Origin of the sequence: Paenibacillus sp. JJ-223 (assembly GCF_927798175.1) — a bacterium.
GTDB classification, from domain to species: Bacteria; Bacillota; Bacilli; order Paenibacillales; family Paenibacillaceae; genus Paenibacillus; species Paenibacillus hubeiensis.
In genome coordinates, this window is the sequence record NZ_CAKMMP010000019.1 from 1 (window position 1) to 24,125 (window position 24,125).

The following is a 24,125-nucleotide window of genomic DNA, read 5'->3' on the forward strand; positions in this document are numbered from 1 at the left end:
GGGGTTCCACACGTTCCCATCCCGAACACGACCGTTAAGCCCTCTAGCGCCGATGGTACTTGGACCGCAGGGTCCTGGGAGAGTAGGAAGCCGCCAAGCACTTCAAAAACACACTCGAATAATTTCGAGTGTGTTTTTTTATGTTCATTTGAGTGGATTCATTTCCATACGATGAGGACAGCGATGTGGAGACCTGCTTCAAATTGGTCTAGATTTGTCTGGGTCCGTGAATTTTGAATGCCGGGGATGTGGAATACCGACGGCGATGTCCTATATAATAGGCTTTGGTGATGAAAATGGCTAAAAAAACGGACAAAACGAACGTAATGCGTATCCTCGACCAAATGAAGATCCATTACGAATATAACGTCTTCGACAACGAAAGGCAGGATGTCTTTGAAGTGTCCCAATCTCTCGGAAGAAATCCGGCTTGCGTATTCAAAACGCTCGTGACCTCCAATCGTTCGAAAGAATACTATGTCTTCATGGTGCCGATCGAGAAGGAACTGGATCTGAAGAAGGCCGCCAAAGTGGCCGGGGAGAAGGCTTTGGAGATGATTCCTCAGAAGGAGCTGCTGCCTCTCACGGGTTATGTACACGGAGGCTGCTCGCCGATCGGCATGAAGAAGCCGTTCAAGACATATATCGACCAGACCGCAGCAGACGCGGAGCGCATTTATTTTTCGGGTGGGCGGGTTGGATATCAGCTTGGATTGCCGTTAGGCGACCTGCAAAAGGTCATCGACGTGTTTCCAGCCGATATTACTAAGGACTCCTAAACGTTGGCCTTAAGAAACCTTCCTTTCCACGTGTAAGTTTCTGCAATCTCATAAAAGTCTTATTTTTTTGCTCAAGCGGCCACGATCAGTACTTCATTGAACAGTGGCCGCTTATTTATGATGAATAGTTTTCAGCCAGAAGGCTTCCAGTTGTTTCATATCTTAGAGGCCAGGTGATGAGGTGTACCCCTTCATTTAATCGTGGTTTATTCGGCTTTTCAGCCAATATTCTTACGCCGGTCATTCCTTCTGCATTTCCTATTTCAGGGAAAGGATTAGTGTTATCAATCGGTTTCTTCAAAAAAGGGGTTGTCACAGTAAACAAAGTGTGATATTTTTATGTCTGTAACCGGTTACACATTCAGAGGTGAAAAGTTCAATGACAACGATCAAAGACGTAGCGAATTTGGCTGGCGTTTCGGTAGCCACCGTATCAAGGGTCATTAATGAAAGAGGTTATGTTCATGCGGACACTCGCAAGAAAGTGGAGGATGCCATCAAGCAGCTTAACTTTTCTCCAAACGAGGTGGCCCGTTCTTTATACAAGCGCAAATCCAAACTGATTGGCCTGCTGCTTCCGGATATTGCAAACCCTTACTTTCCGCAGCTTGCACGCGGGGTGGAGGACCGGATGCAGGAACAGGAATTCAGATTGATTTTCGGAAATAGCGATGAGGATGAACAGAAGGAGCAGGATTACATCCAAACCTTTATTCAGAATAACGTCGTCGGCGTCATTTCTTCAACGAATTATCCTCATTCTCACATATATGAAAGCTTGAAGATCCCTGTTGTCTTCCTGGACAGGACGCCGTTGGACAGTCCGTCCGTATTTGCAGATGGCAGAGAGGGCGGCCGGCTGGCCGCCAGGGAAATCATCAAGCGAGGAAGCCGCCGAATCACGGTCATGCAGGGACCGACACATATCAAACCTGCACAGGACCGCTTCAAGGGCGCGATTGAGAGCATTCGCGAAGCCGGTTTGGATTATCGTGTAGTCCAGACCACCTCCTTTTCGATTAACGATGTGGGATTATGGGCGGAAGAGCTTTTTAGCAAGCATGGCGATACGGACGGGGTCATTGCCAGCAATGACATCGCGGCGATGGCAGTACTTCACGAGGCGCTGCGAATCGGCAAAAAAGTACCAGAAGACTTGCAGATTATCGGCTTCGACGATATCCCGATGAGCAGCCTGCTGTCACCGGCTCTATCGACCATTCGCCAACCGGCGTACGAGATGGGAAGGGAAGCGGCCGGTCTGCTGATCAATCTGGTAGAACAAGCGCCCATCGATACAAAACATATACAGCTGCCCGTCAGCTTCATTGAGCGGGGCACGACAAGAAAGGTGAATTCAAATGGCTAAAGTATGCGTAATCGGAAGCAGCTCCATGGATCTGGTCGTTACTTCCTCAAGACGGCCGGGGGCGGGGGAAACCGTCCTTGGCGACAGCTTCAAAACCGTCCCTGGCGGCAAAGGTGCTAACCAAGCGGTTGCTGCGGCAAGGCTGGGTGCCGAAGTGTCCATGATCGGCCGGGTAGGCGATGATGCGTTTGGTACAGACATTTTGAACAACTTCAAAGCAAACGGTGTCGATGTGCAAAATGTGAAACCGGTTACACATATGGAGAGCGGAACGGCTCATATCATATTGGCCGAAGGTGATAATAGTATCGTGTTCGTGGAGGCGGCAAATCGCGAAGTGACGCCAGAATATGTCGATGAAGCTGCGGACGTGATCCGCAATGCCGATATCGTGCTCATCCAACAGGAGATCCCGGAAGAAACCGTTGTTCGGGTCAGCAAGATTTGTGCGGAAAGCGGGACTCCGCTGCTGCTTAATCCGGCCCCGGCGAGACCATTACCCGATGAGGTCATCAACAATGCAGCTTACATCACGCCGAATGAGCATGAAGCCGAAATCCTGTTTAAGGGCATGACGCCTGCGGAAGCGCTGCGGAAATATCCGAACAAATTGTTTATTACGGAAGGCAGCAACGGGGTTCGCTACTTTGACGGGGAACAAGAAATCGTCGTGCCGACGTACAAGGTGGAGGCAGTCGATACGACGGGGGCAGGCGATACGTTCAATGCCGCATTTGCGGTCGCTTTGGCGGAAGGCAAGCCGCTCCAAGACAGCGTTAGATTCGCGAACCGGGCTGCATCGCTATCCGTGACAAAGTTCGGGGCACAAGGCGGCATGCCGATGCGACACGAAGTGGAGGAAGGCCTGAAATGAAAAAGCAAGGAATGCTGAACAGCCATATTTCCAAAATACTGTCGGATTTGGGCCATACGGACATGATTGTGATCGCGGATGCGGGCCTTCCGGTTCCTGAGGGGGTTGCCAAAATCGATTTGGCGCTCAAGCTCGGAACGCCGAGCTTTCGGGAGGTCGTCGAATTGATCGCAGACGATATGGTCGTTGAAAAAGTGGTTTTGGCGCAAGAAATCAAGGAGGGCAACCCGGCGGCATTGCAGCTCGTTACGGAGACGTTCGGAAGCGAAGCCGTCGACGTGTCGGTCAGCCATGAACAATTCAAAGCGCTGACCAGACAAGCCAAAGCGGTCATCCGCACGGGTGAAGCCACGCCGTATGCCAATTGCATTTTGCAATCGGGCGTCATATTCGGTTAAAGGGGGACGGCATCATGCATATTCGGATGCAAGGCATATATAAGGCGTTCGGCACCAATCAGGTGCTGAGCGGAGTGGATTTCGAACTGAAGGAAGGCGAGGTTCATGCCCTCATGGGCGAGAACGGGGCCGGCAAATCCACGTTAATGAACATTCTGATCGGCCTTCATCAACGGGATCAGGGAACGATCGCCATCGACGGCAAGGAAACGTATTTTTCCAGCCCGAAGGAAGCCGAGAAAGCGGGAGTTGCTTTTATTCATCAGGAGTTGAACGTTTGGCCGGAAATGACGGTGCTCGATAATCTTTTCATCGGCAAGGAGCTTACATCGTCCATGGGATTGCTGAATACGCGACAAATGAAAGCGCTTGCCAATGAGCAGTTTGCCAAACTGTCCGTGCAAATCCCATTGGAGCGTCCGGCAGGAGAGTGCTCTGTAGGTCAGCAGCAAATGATTGAAATCGCCAAAGCGCTAATGACCGACGCCAAAGTCATCATTATGGACGAGCCGACGGCGGCGCTTACGGAGCGCGAAATCCAGAAGCTGTTCGGCGTGATCGCTTCGTTGAAGAAAAACGGGGTGTCCATCGTTTACATCTCGCACCGGATGGAGGAGATTTTCACGATCTGCGACCGAATTACGGTGATGCGGGACGGCAAAACGGTCGATACCAAGCCGATCCCGGAGACGAGCTTTGACGAAGTGGTCCGGAAGATGGTTGGCCGGGAGCTCACCGAGCGATATCCGTCCCGTCATCCTTCGTACGGCGAAGTGGTCCTCGAAGTGCGGAATGCCAGCAGTAAAGGTTTGTTCCAAAACATCAGCTTTACGGTGAGAGCAGGAGAGATCCTTGGATTTTCGGGGCTGATGGGCTCAGGGCGAACCGAAATCATGCGGGCGATCTTCGGACTGGACGGGATGGACAGCGGAGACATCATGATGCGCGGCAAAAAAGTGAACATCCGGAAGCCGGCAGACGCAGTCAAACACGGCATCGGTTTTATTACGGAAGACCGAAAGGACGAAGGTTTAGTGCTTGATTTCTCCATCCGCGAAAATATGGCTTTGCCGAACTTGTTCAGCTTCTCGAGCAAAGGATTCATTTCCGGGCAAAAAGAACAGGATTTCGTCGACACGCTGATCAAGCGTTTGCAAATCAAGACACAATCTTCGGAGACGGCAGCACGTAACCTGTCCGGGGGCAACCAGCAAAAGGTGGTCATCGCCAAATGGGTCGGCATCGGGCCGAGCGTACTGATTCTGGATGAGCCGACGCGCGGGGTTGATGTGGGCGCGAAACGCGAAATTTATCAGCTGATGAACGAGCTGACGGATCGCGGCGTCGCCATCATCATGGTATCGTCAGAGCTGCCCGAGGTGCTGGGCATGAGCGACCGGATTGCGGTCGTGCATGAAGGACGCATCAGCGGCGAGCTGGCAAGGGAAGAGGCAACGCAGGAAAGCATTATGACATTGGCTACAGGGGGAAAGTAACATGACAACCATGCAAGAAAACCAACCCGCCAAAAGCGGTTTCCGCTTGACGAATGTGACACAGAAACTGGGTCCGCTGCTCGGACTGATCATTCTTATTTTTATCGTATCGGTATTGAATCCAAGCTTTTTGGAACCGCTTAACATTTTGAACCTGCTGCGCCAAGTCTCGATCAACGCGCTGATCGCCTTTGGCATGACGTTCGTCATCCTGACTGGCGGCATCGACTTGTCTGTAGGCTCCATTCTGGCTTTATCCAGCGCATTCGTAGCCAACTTGATGTTGTCCGGTCTTGATCCGATCCTGTCGATCATTATCGGGGTAGCGCTCGGCGGCGTGATGGGTATGGTGAACGGGCTGATGATTACGAAAGGCAAGATGGCTCCGTTTATCGCCACATTGGCAACGATGACGGTATTCCGCGGATTGACGCTGGTGTACACGGACGGAAACCCGATCACGGGATTGGGCGACAGCATGCTGTTCCAACTGTTCGGCCGGGGTTATATGTTCGGTATTCCCGTACCGGCCATTACGATGCTGATTACGTTTGTCATTCTGTGGACGATTTTGCACAAAACGGCCTTTGGCCGCAAAACGTACGCCATCGGCGGCAATGAGAAAGCGTCCATCATTTCAGGCATCAAAGTGCATCGCGTAAAAATCATGATTTATTCGTTGGCAGGCATGCTGTCCGCGCTGGCAGGCGCAATCCTGACTTCCCGCCTGAATTCCGCGCAGCCGACGGCCGGCACATCGTATGAGCTGGACGCCATCGCTGCCGTCGTTCTCGGCGGAACAAGCCTCTCGGGCGGCAGAGGACGGATCGTCGGCACATTGATCGGGGTACTGATCATCGGCGTGTTGAACAACGGTTTGAACTTGCTCGGCGTCAACTCGTTTTATCAAATGGTTGTCAAAGGCGTCGTCATTGCCATTGCCGTCCTGCTGGACCGCAAGAAAACGGCTTAAGGAGAGAAATGAACATGAAAAAATTGACCATATTGCTTGTAAGCGTAATGATGATCGTTCTGGCAGGATGCTCCCTGGAGCCTCCAGGTTGGGCCAAGCCTGATGCTGCCGGGGGCAAAGAGCAGAAAAAAATCGGACTGTCCATTTCCACCTTGAACAATCCGTTCTTCGTTTCCCTGAAGGACGGCGTGGTGGCGGAGGCGGCAAAGCAGGGAATTCAAGTTATCGTCGTTGACGCACAGAACGACTCGGCCAAACAAACCAATGACGTAGACGATCTCATTCAACAGGGCGTAGATGCCTTGCTGATTAACCCTGCGGATTCCGCGGCGATCTCTACGGCGGTGCAATCGGCCAATAGTGTCGGCATTCCCGTGATTACGCTGGACCGTTCCGCAGACAAAGGCGATGTGGCAGCACTCGTTGCGTCCGATAACGTCAAAGGTGGACGAATGGCCGCAGAGTATTTCGTGGAGAAGTTGGGCGAAGGTGCAAAAGTTATCGAGCTTGAAGGTGTACCGGGGGCTTCGGCAACGAGAGAACGCGGAAAAGGGTTCCATGAAGTGGCCGACCAGAAGCTTAATGTAATCGCCAAACAGTCTGCCGACTTTGACCGCTCCAAAGGGTTGAACGTCATGGAGAACCTGCTGCAAGGAAATCCGGACGTACAGGCGGTATTTGCCCACAACGACGAGATGGCGCTTGGTGCCATTGAAGCGATCCAAAGCTCGGGCAAGGATATTCCGGTCATCGGGTTCGACGGCAACGATGACGCGATCAAGTCCATCAAGGACGGCAAGCTGACCGCAACGGTTGCCCAACAGCCTGCACTGATCGGCCAATTGTCGGTACAGGCAGCGATGGATGTGTTGAACGGCAAACAGGTGGAGAAATCCATCCCTGCCGAATTGAAGCTCGTAACCAAAGAAACCGCAAACGAATAATAGCCCGACGATCCCGTTTTGGACCCCGTGTCCGAAACGGGATTTTTGCATTTCGTGAGTGAGAAGCTATTCCTTTCATTCCCTGAAATGAATAATTCGTGGATGGAACGCAAAAGATAGCGACACCTATAAATATCTCAACGACATCAGATAATGCATAACAGGGGGCATGAGGATGAGCACAACCATGGATTTGCTGTTGAATGAACCGTTTACGGGCAGCATGTCGACCGACGAAGCGAGGCTAAGATCCATTTTCACAGGCTGTTCGGACATGGTGTTTCATGCGTTTACAACGGCAGCCCACACTCCTGTGTTATGCATTTATTGCGTTGGGCTGTGCGATACGGAAAGGCTCGAGCGCCAGGTATTGGCTCCGCTGCAGCAGTCGGCGGCAAATGTCAGGATCACGGTTGGTGCTTCACATGAAACGACACATGGCACGACACATGGAACGCCCTCCGCTCTGGAGCATGATGAGACGATGAGGGGCACCAGCACTTCCGAAGCACCCATGTCGTCCGTGGAAATGGTGCATACCATGGGTCAGGCGGTACAGGCTCTTATGGACGGAGGGGCATTGCTTCTCATGGATGGGGAAACCTCGGGAACTGTATATCCGCTATACAAAACACCGAATCGAACGCCGCAGGAACCTGCCGCCGAATCGACGGTTCGCGGAGCACGGGACGGCTTCACGGAATCGTTGGACGTAAACTTGTCTTTGGTGCGGAAGCGAATCAAAACACCTTCGCTAAAGCTGAAAAAAATGACAGTGGGGGAATATACGAGTACGCAGGCAGCCTTGGTGTACGTGGAAGGCATTATCGATCCTTCCTTATTGAAGGAAGCGGAGTCCAGATTAAATCGCCTGAATCTCAAGGAGGTTCTTGAGAGCCAGTACATCGAAGAGGCGATCATTGACCAGAAACACTCGCCTTTTCCCCAAATGATGTCCACGGAACGTCCGGATGTGGTTGCATCGAATGTGCTGGAAGGCCGCTTTGCGCTGATTGTGGACGGCACGCCCTTCAGCCTGATCGCACCTGTCACATTATTCTCCATGCTGCAATCTCCGGAGGACTATTATCAAGATCAGTACATGAGCGTGTTTATCCGCTGGCTGCGGTATTTATTTTATGTCCTGTCGCTGCTGCTGCCTTCGGCGTACGTGGCTATCACGACCTTCCATCAAGAGATGATTCCAACGGTATTGATGCTGAGCATCGCAAAGGCAAGGGAGGAGATTCCATTTCCGGCACTGGTGGAGGCATTCATTATGGAAATTTCCTTCGAAGCTTTGCGCGAGGCAGGCGTCAGGCTGCCCAAACAGGTCGGGTCCGCAGTCAGCATCGTCGGGGCGCTGATCATCGGTCAGGCTGCGACGTCAGCAGGCATCGTGTCCGCCCCCATGATCATTATTGTAGCCATAACGGGCATCGCGTCCTTCATGATTCCGCGATATGCGGCCAGCATCGTTACGCGTCTGCTTCGTTTTCCGATGATGCTGCTGGCGGGCACACTGGGCCTTACGGGTGTGATGCTCGGCCTGATCCTCATCGTTATCCATTTAAGCAGTCTGCGTTCCTTCGGTGTGCCATATCTGTCTCCAGCAACGCCGACCTCAGTCCGCAGCCTCAAGGATGTCTGGTGGCGCCCTTCGCCCAAAGGTAGTCCGAAATGAATCGGCAGTCGCAGCGGTTTATACAGTTTAATTGCATACAGCATTCATGAAAGGGGCATTTGTTATGCTGACAGACAAAGGCAAAATATCGTCGGCACAATTGGCTTTCATGATTTTCCCGGCGATTCTGGCGACATCCATTTTGTCCGTGCCAAGCATGACGATGCATTTTGCCGGGCATGACATGTGGATTTCCCCGCTGATCGGAGCTGTGGTCGGACTTGCCGTCATCGGCATTTCTTTTGGTCTTCACAGGCTCTATCCCGGGCAAACCATCATGCGGTCAAGCACGCAAATTGCAGGATGGTGGGGCGGTAAAGCAATAGGCTTTATTTTTCTGCTCTATTTGCCGCACTTGACCGGCTTGATCATTCGCGAATACGGCGAGTTCATAGCAAGCAATGCGCTTCCCCGAACTCCGCTGTTTGTCGTGATGGGCACGATGGTTCTGGTGTGCGCGATCAATGTGCGGCTGGGCATCGAAGTGGTTGGGCGAACTTCGCAGGTGTTTGTGTCGATTCTGGTTATTCTGATGTGCCTGATCTTCATCTTGTTAATTGGAGAGCTTCATCTGGGCGAATTGCTGCCTTTCCTGGAGAACGGGATTGTCCCCATATTTAAAGGAGCCGTTGCTCCGGCCGCCTGGTTTAGCGAGTACATCGTGCTTGCCTTCCTGCTTCCCTATCTTGACGGGAAGAAGAATCCGGCCAGAACGATGATGTTTTCGCTTGTTTTGACAACAGGGGCCATGATCGTTACCAATTTGTTCTGCTTGTTCCTGTTGGGGGATTTGACGGACAGCTTTGCCTTTCCGTTTATGATTGCTGCGCGTTACATCACGATTGCCGATTTCCTGCAGCATATCGAGGCGGTTGTCATCGGCATTTGGATTTTCGGCATCTTCGTTAAAATCTCCGTGTTTCTGTACATATTCGCGACGTCCACGGCTGAATGGTTCGGCTTGGATAATTACAAACCGCTCGTATTCCCTCTTGCATTTTTATGCATGGTATTTGCATACTGGTTAGCCTCGGATGGCCTTGGAGTCGCTGGCCTCGTAAGCGCATCGGCCAATGTGTACACGATGTCTGTCCTATTGGTCCTCCCGGCCATGATTTACGGACTTGCACTGCTAAAGAACATGTTCAAGCGGACTCCAAAGGATGGCAAAAAAGCATGAAAAATAACGGGAGATTAAAACGATATGCAATCGTTCTAGTCGGTTTAGGCCTGTTGTTGGCCGGTTGCTGGGACCGGAAGGAGATCAATGATTTGGCGATCGTTCTTGCCACAGGCATTGACTATGAAGATGGCAGAGTGGAGCTGACGGCCCAGATTTTCATTCCCCGCAAAGCGAGTGGAGGAGCGGGCGGAGGCACAGGCGGAGCTGGAGAGAGCAGTCCGAGCGGAGTTACCATGGTGCGGACAGCCGAAGGAAGCACCATTGCCGAAGCATTGAACCGGCTGCAGCGAAAGGTCCCCCGAAACATGTTTTGGGGCCACTGCGAGGTTGTTGTCATCAGCGAAGAGGCTGGAAAACAGGGACTGCGGGAATATATCGATTTTTTGCTGCGATATCCGCAGTTCCGCGAGCACGCTTACGTTTTTTCCAGCGCAGAGCCGACCAAGGAATTGCTGGCCCTGCTGGACCCGCTCGAAAGAAGCTCTGCCGAATCCTTGCGGGAGATGGCAAACATGGGGCTGGGCACTCGAGTGACCGTGCTGGATTTGGCCCAGTCCATCGAGGGCCCGAGCCGGTCAGCCATTTTGTCCCGGATGCTCATTCTTCCACCTGATCCGGGGCAAAGCAAACAAACGACGACGCCTTACATCAAAGGCCTGAGCATATACAAGAACGGCCGCTATGTCCGGACCGCCAAAGAGCCGCTTAGCATAGGGATGCTGCTGCTGTCCAACGAATTGAATAATATCATCATGCCGGTTGAATTGGAGCGGGAGAAGGGGGCGTTTTCCATCCGTCCTTTCGAAATGAAAACAGAACTGATCCCGCACGTCAAGGGAAAGGACTGGTCCATGGAGATCAAAGTCCAGTCAAAAGGAGAAGTCGTATTGAACACGACCAACGCCAACTTGACCGACCCTTCCAAGATGAAGGAACTCGAAAAGGCTTGGTCAGACAGGCTGAAGGCATTGGCGGAGGAAGCGCTTGAACTTGCCCAGCACGAGCTGCAAGCCGATCTGTATAAATTTTCGGTCGAATTTCGCAGGCACTATCCCGAGCAATGGAAAGAACGACATCGGCAATGGGACGCCGTTTTCTCGAATCTTGATGTGAAGGTCGACGTCCGCGCTCGCATTGCCCGCACCGGGAAATCGACTGATCCTCAAGGAATTACGGAACAAAGTGCCGACTGAGCACATATCCATATTGGGATGAAGGAGAAGATGCAATGAAATCAGCCTCGATGGTCGGCATCGTGCTGCTGGCAGCGGCCATAGTATATGGGGAGTGGAAAAACACCCCGCAGCGGCGGGAGAGATGGGTGGTTGCAGGCATTATGGCCGGAGCCGTAATTCTGTCCATCGTGCTTCTGCTGCTGCCGGGCATTCCCGGTCCCAGCCAGTTCGTAAAGTTGGTGTTTGGGCAAGTGGACCAATACATGAAATGAACATCGGTGCTACATTCGGCGTGATTATGTCATATGCGTCTAAGAATGACGTCTTCGCTGGATAAAAATGTTTTTATAAAAATGACTTGTTTTTTTCCTCAGCGTCTGATATTGTATAACCTGTGATTTTGGAAAGCGGATATATCAACATTGAATCGGAACTTTCCAGCAGATAATTTTTGACCACTCCTCAAGAGTCAAGGCCATACGGACAGCCGGGTCAAATGCCGATTGGCAACGAAATGTTGCCTTATTGATTGAGTTAAAAGCTCAAATTTTATAAGTTGGTTACTTTACAACCAGTGCATCTGCACATCAACTTGTGAAACGGTCAATAAGAGTGGTAAAGGCGAATTATTTGCTATATAGACTCTGATCCAATATTGATATACATGAAGGAGCTTTCCGCCAGGAACATTCTACGGAATTTCTGTGGTCATGGAACGTGACGCCTTTTTAATGATGTATATCGACAAGCAAGTGTGATGATGCGCGATTAGGCCATTTTGCACTTGCTTTTTTTGTTGTGTTAGAAACGGAACTGGGAAAGCTAAATGAACTGGGTTCAAAACAAATCAAAAAAATTCACTTGGGTTAGGAGAATGGAAAATGGGTAAAGCACTAATCATCGGCGCGGGCGGCGTTGCTTCCGTAGCAGTTCACAAATGCGTTCAAAACAGCGAAGTTTTCGAGGAAATCTGCATCGCAAGCCGCACCAAATCCAAATGCGACGATCTTAAAGCCAAACTGGATGGCGGCAAAACAAAAATCACGACTGCGCAAGTGGATGCAGACAACGTTGAAGAGCTGATCGCCCTGATCAATGAATTCAAACCGGATATCGTCATGAACCTGGCTTTGCCTTACCAGGATTTGACGATCATGGATGCATGCTTGGCAACCAAAACACATTACATGGATACAGCCAACTACGAGCCGGAAGATACGGCAAAATTCGAATACAAATGGCAATGGGAATACAAAGAGCGTTTCGAAAAAGCCGGCATCACGGCGCTGCTGGGCAGCGGCTTTGACCCGGGCGTAACCGGCGTATTCTCCGCATACGCGCTGAAACATTACTTCGACGAAATCGAGTACATCGACATTCTCGACTGCAACGGCGGCGACCACGGTTACCCGTTTGCGACCAATTTCAACCCTGAGATTAACATTCGCGAGGTTTCGGCGAACGGAAGATATTGGGAGAACGGCGAATGGATCGAGACCAAACCTATGGAAATCAAACGTGTCTACGACTTCAAAGAAGTGGGCGAAAAAGACATGTACCTGCTGTACCATGAGGAGCTCGAGTCCCTGGCGAAAAACATTCCTGGCCTGAAACGCATCCGTTTCTTCATGACCTTTGGCCAAAGTTACCTGACTCACCTCAAAGCTTTGGAAAACGTGGGCATGACTTCGATCGAACCGATCGAGTTCGAAGGCAAACAAATCATTCCTTTGCAATTCCTGAAGGCGGTACTGCCTGATCCTGCGTCCCTCGGTCCTCGCACCGTGGGCAAAACGAACATCGGCTGCATTTTCAAAGGCAAAAAAGACGGCAAAGACAAAACGTACTACGTGTACAACGTATGTGATCACCAAGAGTGCTACAAAGAGGTTGGCTCCCAAGCGATTTCTTATACAACTGGCGTTCCGGCCATGATCGGTGCTGCCATGGTCATCACTGGCAAATGGAATAAACCGGGCGTATACAACGTGGAAGAGTTCAACCCGGATCCATTCATGGAAGAACTGAACAAATGGGGCCTTCCTTGGGTAGAAGACTTCAACCCGGTTCTCGTTGACGAACTGCCGGAAGAAGCAAAAGAATCGGAGCTTGTACGTTAAGATGCGGTTCGAGCAATTACCGACACCATGTTTTGTTGTTGACGAAGCACTGATCGAGAAAAACCTGAAAATCCTGAACGGTGTCATGCAGCGTACTGGCGCGAAAATCGTGCTGGCTCAGAAGGCGTTCTCCATGACGGCGATGTATCCGCTCATCGGAGAATACCTGAGCGGCGCAACCGCAAGCGGGCTGTACGAAGCCCGTTTGGGCCATGAGGAAATGGGCAAAGAGAATCATGTCTTTGCCCCGGCCTATCGCGAGGACGAGATCGATGAGATCATCTCGATCTGTGACCACATTATTTTCAATTCGTTTTCGCAGCTGGCGAAGTTCAAAGATAAGGCGCTTCAGGCTGGCAGAAAAGTAGGGCTGCGCATTAACCCGGAATGCTCGACCCAGGTCGGCCACGAAATCTACGATCCTTGTTCCCCGGGTTCCCGTTTCGGGGCCAAACACGAAGATTTCCGCGCCGAGCTGCTGGACGGTGTCTCCGGACTGCACTTCCACACCTTGTGCCAGCAAAATTCCGACGATCTGGAGACGACGCTGAACGCGGTGGAAGAGAAGTTCGGACAATGGCTGCCGCAAATGGAATGGATCAACTTCGGCGGAGGGCATCACATCACGCGCGAAGATTACGACATTCCGAGATTGGAAGCCTGCATCAAACGTATGCAGGAGAAGTACAACCTGGAAGTATATCTGGAGCCGGGTGAAGCTGTTGCGCTGAACGCGGGTTTCCTGGTCACTTCCGTATTGGATTTCCACAGAAACGGCATGGACATCGCCATTCTCGACACATCGGCGACATGTCATATGCCGGACGTACTGGAAATGCCGTACCGCCCACCGCTTGTCGGTTCGGGAGAAGCAGGCGAGAAGCCGTACCTGTACCGTTTGGGCGGGCAAACTTGCCTGTCTGGCGACGTGATCGGCGATTATTCGTTCGATCAGCCGCTGAAGGAAGGCGATCGTCTGGTATTCGAGGACATGGCGATCTATTCCATGGTCAAAACGAATACGTTCAACGGCATGCCGCTGCCAGCTATCGCTGTTCGCCGAAAAGACGGCGATTGCGAAGTGGTTCGCCAATTTGGCTATGAAGATTTCAAAACGAGATTGGCCTGATTTATTTTTTTCATTATACGACTCAGCGCTGCTCAGGCAGAACGGTGGATCAATGATCTCCGACAGCCTGCTTGAGCGCGATCGCATACCAACCGGATTCCTATATAGGGGTCCGGTTTTTTGTTGCAGGTCCATTTTTTCCAGAATTAACAAAAAGTTCACATAGAAGACACATGGCTCCTGTATAATTTTGTATGATAAAGGAATCAAGCTTCCATTCGAAGCTGTTCCATATATATGGGGACAAGCTTTAGAAGGATGGTTTGATTTTTTTACATACCGAACTTTCAGTCCGTATTTAAGCAAAAGCCATTTTTCTGGAGGTGAACGTTTGAATGATCAGTGCAAAAGAAGTGGAAATCGTTGAATATGAGCCTGCCTTCGCTGCTTCCGTCGCAAAAATGTGGAATATGAGCCAGGACAGCTGGGGAGGCGACAGCACGGTCCGGACGGAGGAACAAATCATCAAAGAACACCAAAATAGCCCGTACCTCCACGTTTTTTTGGCCATGGTTGACGACGAGGTCGTCGGATACTGCAGTTTCTCCCATTATAAAGAAGACCAAGGAGCGCTTTATATTCCATTGTTGAACGTGCGCCCGGATTATCACGGCCGCAAAGTCGGAAAACGGCTTATATTGCGCGCGTTGGACGAAACGATCAAACGAGGTTGGCCGCGATTGGATTTATATACTTGGGCTGGAAACACCAAAGCCGTGCCTGCGTACAAAAAATGCGGATTTTTCTGGGAGCGGCGGGATGACACGACGCATCTCATGAACCTGATCCCTTCGGTGCTCCAGACCGAGGCCGTGAAGCATTATTTCGATGAACTGGATTGGTATGCCGATAGCCTGCGGGAGATCGTCATCAGCCCGGATGGCCGCCAAGAACGCGGATTCGATTACTTCACTTACGAATGGAGCAAAGGCTCCACTTACCTCAAAATGGAGTACGAGCGCACGGGGCGCGGACTGCGCCTCATTGAAACCGAGGACTATTTAATTGAAGCAAGCATTCCCGAGCAGCATGAGCTTCCGTTCGGCGCCCATTATCCCATCATGTACAAAGCCGTAAACAAAAGCGGCAAACCGCTCACTGTAGATGTGCAAAGCGTTAGCAATGCCGGGATCAGCTTTGACTTGCAGGAGAGCATGAACGTTGAGCAAACCGGAACCATTGAGGGTACTTTTTTCGTGCAGCCTGTGGAGGAAGACCAGAATCCCTTCGAAACGCATCCGGTGGTGGAAGCCGAACTTCGGATCAATGGCAAACAAGCGACGTTCAAAATCGGAATTGAGCCCAAGTATCCGGTAAAAATCAAGTTTCATGCCCCACAACTGCCCCTGCATGCAGGCCAAACGTACAACCTTGACCTGACCGTGGAGAACGAATACGCGGCGGATGGCGTGTTTGAATTCGAGCTGCCTTCGGATGGTATTCTCGCCTTCGTGCAGCCGACCGTTCGGATCGCAGTTCCGGCCAAAGGCAGACAGTCGATCGCGGTGAAGGCCGAGCTGCTCGAATATGGTATCTGGCATCATAAGGTAGGCATTTACAGTATAACGGATAGCGAAAAGAAACGGGTTCATCAGCAAAAAACAAGCATCGTTTTTCAGGGGATCCATGCGGCCTTTGGCGGAGAAACGGAACAGGAATGGATGATTTCCAATGGCCCTTATTCGGTCCGGTTAGGAAAATCCCAGCCGATGATCTCGATTTATGGGGGGAACAAAGATGTCATTTCGCTTAGTTTCCCAAGCTTTGGTTTGCCGTATAGCGATGCTTTTGAGAAGAAACGGGCAGCGCGTGTTGCTTGGCGGCATGAAGGTGCCATGATCATGGAAGCCGATTATGAGATTGCTTCATTTCATCTGAATCTCACCCTCGTTGTGCAGCTGCATAATAACGGCGTGATCAGCCGTCATTTTATCGTTCGTAACAGTGATGCTGCACCCGAGCGTACGGAACCATTATATATGAAGGAAAAATTTCATTTTGGCTTGGAAGGCGCGATTATTCCGTATCAGGGACAATATGTGGATGCAGGTCAAAGCCCGGATGCCGCCGACAAAGATTATTGGGAACTGACCCAATTCACCGAGAATTGGCTGTATGCTAAACAAGGAGACCATACAAGAGGCATCACATGGCCTGAAGGCAGACAGCTCACCAGAGAAAATTGGCTTTATGGACTTGAACACGAATTGGGACTGCTCCCTGCGGAGAGCGTTGCTCAGACCGAACCGATTCGGATCGCCGTGGGGACATGGCAAGATTGGCGCGATTTCCGTGCATTTGCGTTGAAAGGCGAGAAGGACACCGATCTGCATACAACGGCACATCTGGAGCTGATCATTAACGATCGCAATCCGTTCATACATGGAGAGGCTGCCGCCCGTATTGTGGAACGGAAAAATACGCTGTTGGCCGGCGAAATTCACGTTTCGTCCGTAAAGGAAGGCATTGTCCCGGCATCGCAACTCGTGTATGAAGAGGAACAACGCACCGTTGTGGCTTTGCCGTTAAACGCGAATCCTGCACTGGAGGCCGATATCGTATCCGTCCGGCTTGATATGGAAGATTACGAAGTGAAACGGCATCGTGCGGTATTTCCGGTCACGGAGGATGGCGTAATCCTCCAGACAGAGCCATCGGAGCATGGCGATCTATGCGTGGCCGACAATGGCGTTCTGCGGATTAAAGCCAGTTCCGAGTATGCACCGGCGCTCTTCTCTCTGCAATATCACGGGCAAGAATGGCTGGAGTCTTCCTACCCGCAGGCCGGGCCGAAGTCGTGGTGGAATCCATGGACCGGGGGGATTACGGCCGGAATCATCGGCATGTCCGAATCGAGCCTGATGAAGGAACCTCGCGAGGTTTCGTTTGCGGAAATGAAGGATTCGGCGGGCAATGCTTGGTCAGGCATCCGAATGACGGTGAAGGTTACTCATCATGCCAAATATAAGGGGATCACGATGCATCATTATTTCCTTATGCTTCCCGGCGTGCCTGTGCTGGCATCGGTCGTTGGCATCGTTCAGCATACGGGGGCCCCGCTGCATCCGCTGCACGTGATTCATTATACCTCCTGCCAGGCAAGCCGGGATATTAAGGATTGCCGCGTATACGTTCAGGATCAGTCCGGGGAAGGGGTCGTATACAAGGCTGGCCGGGTTCAATTGGAAGTGAATAGCGCCAGCGGCATCATTCAATATGGATCACGGGAAAGGGAGCAGCGCTTGATGACCGTTTCCCATCCCGGATTGGAATCGGTGGAAACCGTAATCAATAACGAGTTATCCTTTTCCGTGAATATCGAAAAATTGTTCGTTCCGGATCGTCAAGGAAAAATGGGCAAACCCCATTTTTGCATCATCTCGGATCTGCCGGCGATGCAGGACGCCTACGCGGATTTGCAGGCCCTTCGTTTTGACGATGCCAACCTGATATAGAAAGGACTGCTTGGGATGAAAATCATTGATGCGCATATTCACTACTCCAACATTGCGGCGTTCAAAGAGACTGCACAGCTGCAGGCATCCATCGAATATACTTCGAAAGGCCTGCTGGAGGAGTTCAGGAACGCCGGCGTAATCGCCGGGGTAGGCATGGGTGTGACGGAAACGGAAGAAGGTCTGTTTCCGGACGCTGCCGCCCTTAATCCGATGCTTCTTGATCTGGAGCCGTTGTTGCCGGATAACATATACACATGCGTCGGCATTAATCCGCTAACCTTGCATCAGGATGGTCAAATTGAAGCGCTGGAGCAATCCTTGCGTTCCGAACGCGTGGTGGGGATCAAGTTATATGCGGGATATTACCATTTTAACGTCGGCGACGAGATTTACGATCCGGTATATCGCTTGGCTTCCGCTTATGAGCTTCCCATCGTCATTCATGGAGGGCTGACGTATTCGGATCACGGGTTGTTGAAATACTCCCATCCGCTCTCGATGGAAGAGACGTTCATGAAACACCGCAACCTGACCTTTATGTTATGCCATCTTGGTGATCCGTGGGTGATGGATACGGCGGCTTTGCTCGAGAAAAATCCGAATCTTTATGCCGATCTGTCCGGCTGGATTGTCGGGGATGCGGCAAAGGTGGAACGATTGCAGCGCGAGCAGACGTACGTGGACCATTTCAAACGCGCCATCGTCTTTGCCGAGAAGTATGACCGTCTCGTGTTTGGCACGGACTGGCCGCTGGTTCCGCTTGAACCATACATTCGGTTCGTACAGAACCTGATTCCCGAGCAGCACTGGGAAGATGTATTTTATAACAATGCACTGCGCGTGTTTCCAAGACTGCAGCAGGCACTAGCGTCTAATGTATAGGCAGGGCAGGGGTAACTAAAGATCATACCAACGAAACCGGACTCTAGCTTGTGAATGTCCGGTTTCGTTTTTTTGTGTTTCATAACTTGACCTTAGGTCAGACCTAAGGTATATGCTTGAGTCAAATCCAAGGAAAAAGAACAGGAGGGACAAACGGCTTGACTTGGAACGCGTTCCAGCCTGTACACTGGCTTTATGGAGCGTAATCGTCTGGTCGTCTTTTGGATCATGGAGACACTATGCTGCCATATCGCGTCTCATAAGGGGGAAGTGCATTCATGAGTCAGGACAAGCGCAAAATCGTATTTATCGATATCGACGGCACCTTGGTCGGGGATGACGGTATCGTGCCGGAGTCGGCACAGCAGGCTTGCCGCGCCGCGCGGGAGAATGGACATTTATTATATTTGTGCACAGGGCGTTCCAAAGCCGAAATTTACGACGCCATATGGGACATCGGGTTCGATGGACTGATCGGCGCAGGCGGGGGATATGTCGAGATCGGCGGTACGCCGCTGTATCATAAAAAAGTGCAGCCGGAAGACGTACGCCGGATGGTCGATTTTTTCAACGAACACGATGTGGACTTTTATTTGGAATCCAACTCGGCCTTATATGCGAGCCGCAACCTCAAGGCCCGGCTGGAAAAGCTGATCTACGGCGATGTCGAGAACGATCCGGCGGCCCGCGAAAAAATGGAAAAAACGCCGCACCCGTTCATCGCGGGCTTGACGTATGGCGAAAGCGACTTGTACAAGGATGACGTCAACAAGGTGTCTTTCTTGGAAAGCCGGGTACCTTTCGAGCAAATTAAGAAACAATTTGCGGGTCAATTCGAGGTCATCCAATGCACGGTGCCGATCTTTGGCAAAGATAGCGGGGAGATGATGATTCCCGGCATTCACAAGGCGGTGGCCATCGCCGATTTGCTGGAGCACCATGGTTGGTCCGTGGAGGACACGATGGCGATCGGAGACGGCATGAACGATGCCGAGATGCTCGAATTTTGCAGCGTGGGCATCGCCATGGGCAATGCCAAGCCGGGGCTCAAGGAAATTGCCGACGATATTACGGACACGTTGGATAATGACGGGCTGTACAACAGTTTTGTGAAGTATGGCCTGATCTAGTCTGAAATTGACATCTCAAAGAACCGTGACGGACGCGATGGTCATTGTCACGGTTTTTGGGACTTTGCCCCAGGCAGGGGATAAACCTCTTAATCGCTCATCGTTAATCCCGTTAATCTTTCATGAATTGAACGTTTGCGGTAATAGATGCCGATGGTCAGCAGGACAAGCATTTCAGACAGCGGCACTGCCAGCCATACGCCGGTAACCCCGGCAAATGCGGGCAGGATCGCGATCAGCGCAACCATAATGATCATTTCGCGCGCGGCCGTAATCCAGATGGCCATTTTGGCGTTGCCGACGGACTGGAAGTATGTGCTCATGACGAAGTTAATGCCCATGAACAGGTAAGCAAAGGTAAAGATACGCAGTCCATAAACCGCGTTGTCCATCACGCTCGCGCTGAAGTTGCCGAAGATTTGCACAAAAAAGGATGCGCCGATCTGTACGACGACGAGCAGCAATACGCCGAACCCCAGCGCCGTGCCGGACGCGATCCGCAGCGTCAGCTTGACGCGGTCCATCTGTTTCGCACCATAATAATAACTGACCAGCGGCTGCGCCGCCGAAGCCAAACCGAGGAAGGCCAGGAGCACGACGCCATGGATGTAGTTCAGCACCGTAAAAGAGGCGACGCCGTCCGTGCCGGCCAGCCGATCGAGCGAAATGTTATGGGCGACGGAAAAGACGGACATGCCCAATTCCGCCAAAAAGCTCGGGAACCCGATCAGCACGATGGCCATCAGCCATTTTTTGCTCCATTTGAAGCGAGTGAACTTGAGATGATTGTTTTTTCCGAGAAAATGGGTCAACAACACGAGCAGCGCCAAGGACGCGGAAATGATCGTACCCAGCGCAACGCCGCGTACACCCCATTCCAATACGTACAGCATGAGGTAATTGATGGCGATGTTTGCCGCGGCAAAGGTTATCTGCGCGTACATCGATGTTCGCGGACCTCCGTCGTTGCGCACGAAAATGGTCAATGCGTTTTCGATGGTGAACACGAATCCGAACAACAGGATGACGTTCATGTAATCGGCCGCATACGGGAACGTTTCCGCATTGGCGCCAAGCGCGTAGACCAGCTGCTCCCTCAACGAGAAGGCGGTCAGCCCGATCGCTGCCGTGGCGATCAGAATAATCAGAATGGATTTTGTGAAAATCCTTCTGGCGGAGAGAAGCTCTTTTTCCCCCATATAGTTGGAGTATAGCGTTGCGCCGCCCATCCCGATCCATAGCGACATGGCTACGAACAGCGTATAGACGGGCGAGGCGATGCCGATGCCTGCAAGCGCGGTGGAGCCGAGTTTGTGTCCGACCATGATGCCGTCGATGATAAAGTTGAATGCGATGACCAGCATGCCCAGGATGGAAGGCACGAGGTAGCTCAGGAAAGCTTTCTGTACCGATTGTTTTTCCAAGGGATGCGTCCACGTCGTGTTCATGATGACCTCCATTATTAAACTGAATGTTCATTCTGTTTATATTTATACTGAACGTTCGTTCTGTATTTTAGCATATTCAAATTTGAAGTGCAATTGTTCGAAATGTCTGCATTTTTTGTGGTAGAGTCAGGATAGAGTCCAAATGGTTGGAAAGGAAGAAACGATATGAAAGAAAACAAGTATGATGAACCTTCCTTCTTCGCGAGTTATAGTGAAATGCCTCGTTCCAAGGAAGGATTGGAGGCAGCGGGTGAATGGCATGAGTTGCGCACCATGCTGCCCGTGCTGGCCGGGAAAAAAGTGCTGGACCTCGGCTGCGGTTTTGGCTGGCACTGTCGCTATGCGCGAGAGCAAGGGGCAGCCTCGGTGGTCGGCATTGATTTGTCTGAAAACATGCTGCGGCGTGCACGCGAATTAAGCGGTGATTCTGGGATTGAATACCGACGGATGGCTATTGAAGACGTAGGTCCAGAACTGGGGACGTTTGATGTAGTGATCAGTTCTCTTGCCTTGCATTATGTACAGCACCTGGCCCCCGTGTATGCTCGCATTAGGGAGTGCCTTCATCCCGGCGGGTGGTTGGTGTTATCTACCGAACATCCAATCTTCACTGCTCGCGCGGAGCAGGATTGGCATTACGGGCCGCAGGGAGAACTGCAGCATTGGCCTGTCGATCACTATCAGGATGAAGGGGTGCGTGAAACTCATTTTTTGAGCGAACCGGTCCTGAAATATCACCGTACGCTAGCGACACAGTTGAATGAACTGATCCAGGCTGGCTTTGAGATTCGTCGGGTAGAAGAGTCCAAACCTTCACCTGAAATGATGGAGCGTGTACCTGGCATGCGAGACGAGAATCGTCGTCCGATGTTTCTGATGATTGCTGCGACCAAATCATGAATTGTGTTTTGGTATATGGATGGATAATATTAAAAGAAGATCTATGAAATTACCAAAAAGAAACATGATATATATACCGCAAAAAACATAACACGTTAACGGAGAGGCAGAACCAATCTGGAGAAGCAAAGCGGTCGCTTAAAAGCTTTCTGAAAGAAAGCTGCTTCGGAAGCATAGGCTGTTCACCGCATTTTACCCTTAGACAAGGGGGTTCAAAAAAATCTGGGGATAACAGCGATCGGAAGATGGTACTGCACTCGCAGTGGCCTTGTGTGATTGATTAATGCGGTTTCTATAACATAATAAGTTTTTTGAAAAAGAGGTACAACGATGACGAAACGTATCCTGGTCGTTGACGATGAACAGGACATTGTCTGTTTGTTACAAGATTATTTAACCATGAATGGATATATGGTAATGACGGCCATAAACGGTGATCAGGCTCTTCAACAAGCTTCAAAAGGGCCTGATCTTATTTTGCTGGATATCAACATGCCTGATATGGACGGTCTGCAAGTATGCAGCTTAATCCGTAATCATGTGAGCTGCCCGATCATTTTTTTGACGGCAAGAGTGGAGGAGCGCGATAAAATCGTTGGATTTCAAGCCGGGGCTGACGATTATATCGTTAAACCGTTCAGTATCGATGAACTGGGAGCGAGAATTGAGGCGCATTTGCGGCGCGAGGAGCGATTGCAAGCCAAACATCAAACCAAATTCATCGGAGAGTTGGTTGTCGACTACACTTCCAGAGAAATTCGTTTTCAGGACGAAATCATTCACTTTTCTAAAAAGGAATTCGAAATCATTGAATTGCTTTCAATGAACCAGGGGCAAGTTTTCGATAAGGAACGAATCTATGAACTGATTTGGGGTTACGAGCGCGATGGGGACAGTGCCGTGGTTGCGGAACATGTTCGACGGATCAGGCAGAAGTTTGCGGCATGTTCTAAACAGAAGTACATATCAACCGTTTGGGGTGTGGGATACAAATGGGAAGGCTGATGCAGGGACTGCGTAATCTTTCGATTCGGAAAACCTTTATATTATACATGTTTGTTTTTATCATGGCCGCAGCCTTGGTAAGCGTAATCACCGTTGGACAGGCTGGTGAAATGATGAATCGGCTCTTTTTGAAATATAATCCCTCATATACGGTGGAGGATATCAATAACCCGGCAGTGATTTATAATATTGAAAAGATTAATACGGATTATTCACCCAGGGATCAACGCTGGGCTGATTTTCTCCGATTCCTTGATAGCTGGAGTGTCCCCATATATTTCGCAGGAAGCATCATAAGCGCAGCTCTTTTGTTTTATCGCAACAAATTAGAGAAGCCGATCAAGTTAATTCGCAACGCATCCGAAAACATAACGAATCATAATCTGGATTTCCATATTCATTATGACTGTCAGGATGAAATGGGGAAACTGTGCGAATCCCTGGAGCAAATGAGAGCGGCATTGGACCAAAACAACAAAATGTTGTGGCAGGCTGTTGAAGAGCGCAAAAGACTCAATGCTGCGTTTTCCCACGATTTACGAACCCCGCTTACCGTGCTTACCGGGTATACCGATTTTATGAAGAACTATATACCTTCCGGTAAAATGCCTACCGACCAAATTGTCTCTACGCTCGATAAGATGTCGAATCAAATCATGCGCCTGAAACAGGATGTAGATGCGATGAGTGCTGCGCAGCGCCTTGAAGATGTTCAGTACAAGCTAGATCACGTGGAGATGGCATCTCTAACGGAACAATTGCAAAGCATTTGCGATATGTTTACGCAGGGGAAACGTTTCGCGGTCGTGTGGGATATCGATCTAACGGTACTTCATGCTAAAGTGGATGCAAATCTTATCATTCGAGTATTCGAAAATTTGATGGGAAATGCGGCTCGCTATGCCCGGAACCATCTGGAAATTGAATTACGCTTTATTCCTGAATACCTAATTTTGGCTGTTCATGACGACGGCTACGGATTTTCTCCAGCGGATCGCAAGAAAGCATTTGTCCCTTTTTACAGGGGCGAACATGCAAATAGTCAGGATAGACATTCCGGCCTTGGGCTCTACATATGCAAAACTCTGGTTGAAAAGCATGGAGGAACGATAGATATATCCAATAACGAGACTGGAGGAGCTACGGTTCAGGCTATGTTCAGATTAGGTTGAAATTAA

General features: G+C 50.7%; 20 protein-coding genes and 1 rRNA gene. 20 read left to right on the forward strand and 1 reads right to left on the reverse strand.

Annotation, left to right across the window (positions count from 1 at the left end; all coding sequences use genetic code 11):
• The 17 genes from rrf to L6H98_RS26725 form a co-directional block, all read left to right on the forward strand.
• Window positions 1-99: ribosomal RNA gene (gene rrf / locus L6H98_RS26645) — 5S ribosomal RNA — on the forward strand; the annotation flags it as partial.
• 197 nt (window positions 100-296) lie between these two features.
• Window positions 297-779: a Cys-tRNA(Pro) deacylase gene (ybaK, locus tag L6H98_RS26650; protein ID WP_236420726.1), complete on the forward strand. Its 483-nt coding sequence runs from the start codon at window positions 297-299 to the stop codon at window positions 777-779.
• 379 nt (window positions 780-1,158) lie between these two features.
• Window positions 1,159-2,148 (forward strand): LacI family DNA-binding transcriptional regulator, encoded by a 990-nt coding sequence (locus tag L6H98_RS26655; RefSeq protein ID WP_236420727.1) that lies wholly within the window; start codon window positions 1,159-1,161, stop codon window positions 2,146-2,148.
• Window positions 2,141-3,022 (forward strand): ribokinase, encoded by an 882-nt coding sequence (rbsK, locus tag L6H98_RS26660; protein WP_236420728.1) that lies wholly within the window; start codon window positions 2,141-2,143, stop codon window positions 3,020-3,022. Before L6H98_RS26655 ends, rbsK begins: the two co-directional genes overlap by 8 nt.
• A complete protein-coding gene (gene rbsD / locus L6H98_RS26665) occupies window positions 3,019-3,420 on the forward strand; it encodes a D-ribose pyranase (RefSeq protein WP_236420729.1) in 402 nt (133 codons plus the stop codon). Before rbsK ends, rbsD begins: the two co-directional genes overlap by 4 nt.
• 14 nt (window positions 3,421-3,434) lie before the next feature.
• Window positions 3,435-4,916 (forward strand): sugar ABC transporter ATP-binding protein, encoded by a 1,482-nt coding sequence (locus L6H98_RS26670; protein WP_236420730.1) that lies wholly within the window; start codon window positions 3,435-3,437, stop codon window positions 4,914-4,916.
• 1 nt (window position 4,917) lies between these two features.
• Window positions 4,918-5,889, forward strand: coding sequence for a ribose ABC transporter permease (rbsC, locus tag L6H98_RS26675; RefSeq protein WP_236420731.1), 972 nt, complete (start codon window positions 4,918-4,920; stop codon window positions 5,887-5,889).
• Window positions 5,890-5,903: 14 nt separating this feature from the next.
• Window positions 5,904-6,833: a ribose ABC transporter substrate-binding protein RbsB gene (gene rbsB, locus L6H98_RS26680; protein WP_236420732.1), complete on the forward strand. Its 930-nt coding sequence runs from the start codon at window positions 5,904-5,906 to the stop codon at window positions 6,831-6,833.
• Between the two features lie 175 nt (window positions 6,834-7,008).
• A complete protein-coding gene (locus L6H98_RS26685) occupies window positions 7,009-8,517 on the forward strand; it encodes a spore germination protein (RefSeq protein ID WP_236420733.1) in 1,509 nt (502 codons plus the stop codon).
• Window positions 8,518-8,581: 64 nt separating this feature from the next.
• Entirely contained in the window at window positions 8,582-9,697 is a 1,116-nt protein-coding gene (locus tag L6H98_RS26690; RefSeq protein WP_236420734.1) for an endospore germination permease, read from the forward strand.
• Window positions 9,694-10,893, forward strand: coding sequence for a Ger(x)C family spore germination protein (locus L6H98_RS26695; protein WP_236420735.1), 1,200 nt, complete (start codon window positions 9,694-9,696; stop codon window positions 10,891-10,893). Before L6H98_RS26690 ends, L6H98_RS26695 begins: the two co-directional genes overlap by 4 nt.
• 35 nt (window positions 10,894-10,928) lie before the next feature.
• Window positions 10,929-11,147, forward strand: coding sequence for a hypothetical protein (locus L6H98_RS26700; RefSeq protein WP_236420736.1), 219 nt, complete (start codon window positions 10,929-10,931; stop codon window positions 11,145-11,147).
• 609 nt (window positions 11,148-11,756) lie between these two features.
• Window positions 11,757-12,995 carry a saccharopine dehydrogenase family protein gene (locus L6H98_RS26705; protein WP_236420737.1) on the forward strand — a complete coding sequence of 413 codons (1,239 nt, stop codon included), beginning with the start codon at window positions 11,757-11,759 and terminating at the stop codon, window positions 12,993-12,995.
• A gap of 1 nt (window position 12,996) precedes the next feature.
• Complete coding sequence (gene nspC, locus L6H98_RS26710) at window positions 12,997-14,124, forward strand: carboxynorspermidine decarboxylase (RefSeq protein WP_236420738.1); 1,128 nt, start codon at window positions 12,997-12,999, stop codon at window positions 14,122-14,124.
• Window positions 14,125-14,459: 335 nt separating this feature from the next.
• Window positions 14,460-17,579 carry a GNAT family N-acetyltransferase gene (locus L6H98_RS26715; protein ID WP_236420739.1) on the forward strand — a complete coding sequence of 1,040 codons (3,120 nt, stop codon included), beginning with the start codon at window positions 14,460-14,462 and terminating at the stop codon, window positions 17,577-17,579.
• A gap of 15 nt (window positions 17,580-17,594) precedes the next feature.
• Window positions 17,595-18,464 carry an amidohydrolase family protein gene (locus L6H98_RS26720; RefSeq protein ID WP_236420740.1) on the forward strand — a complete coding sequence of 290 codons (870 nt, stop codon included), beginning with the start codon at window positions 17,595-17,597 and terminating at the stop codon, window positions 18,462-18,464.
• 278 nt (window positions 18,465-18,742) lie between these two features.
• Window positions 18,743-19,594: a Cof-type HAD-IIB family hydrolase gene (locus L6H98_RS26725; protein WP_236420741.1), complete on the forward strand. Its 852-nt coding sequence runs from the start codon at window positions 18,743-18,745 to the stop codon at window positions 19,592-19,594.
• An 89-nt stretch (window positions 19,595-19,683) separates the two neighbouring features.
• On the opposite strand, the gene L6H98_RS26730 is transcribed toward L6H98_RS26725, so the two are convergent.
• On the reverse strand, window positions 19,684-21,042 hold the full coding sequence (locus L6H98_RS26730; protein WP_236420742.1) for an MATE family efflux transporter: 1,359 nt from the start codon (window positions 21,040-21,042) through the stop codon (window positions 19,684-19,686).
• A 165-nt stretch (window positions 21,043-21,207) separates the two neighbouring features.
• Here L6H98_RS26730 and L6H98_RS26735 point away from each other — a divergent pair, with 165 nt between their 5' ends.
• From L6H98_RS26735 to L6H98_RS26745, 3 genes are all read left to right on the forward strand, one after another.
• Window positions 21,208-21,942, forward strand: coding sequence for a class I SAM-dependent methyltransferase (locus L6H98_RS26735; RefSeq protein WP_236420743.1), 735 nt, complete (start codon window positions 21,208-21,210; stop codon window positions 21,940-21,942).
• Window positions 21,943-22,272: 330 nt separating this feature from the next.
• The gene (locus L6H98_RS26740) at window positions 22,273-22,947 is read left to right on the forward strand and encodes a response regulator transcription factor (RefSeq protein WP_236420744.1); all 675 of its coding nucleotides are present in this window, start codon (window positions 22,273-22,275) and stop codon (window positions 22,945-22,947) included.
• Window positions 22,935-24,119 carry a HAMP domain-containing sensor histidine kinase gene (locus L6H98_RS26745; protein ID WP_236420745.1) on the forward strand — a complete coding sequence of 395 codons (1,185 nt, stop codon included), beginning with the start codon at window positions 22,935-22,937 and terminating at the stop codon, window positions 24,117-24,119. The genes L6H98_RS26740 and L6H98_RS26745 overlap by 13 nt, the downstream gene beginning before the upstream one ends.
• The last annotated feature ends 6 nt before the right edge of the window (window positions 24,120-24,125 follow it).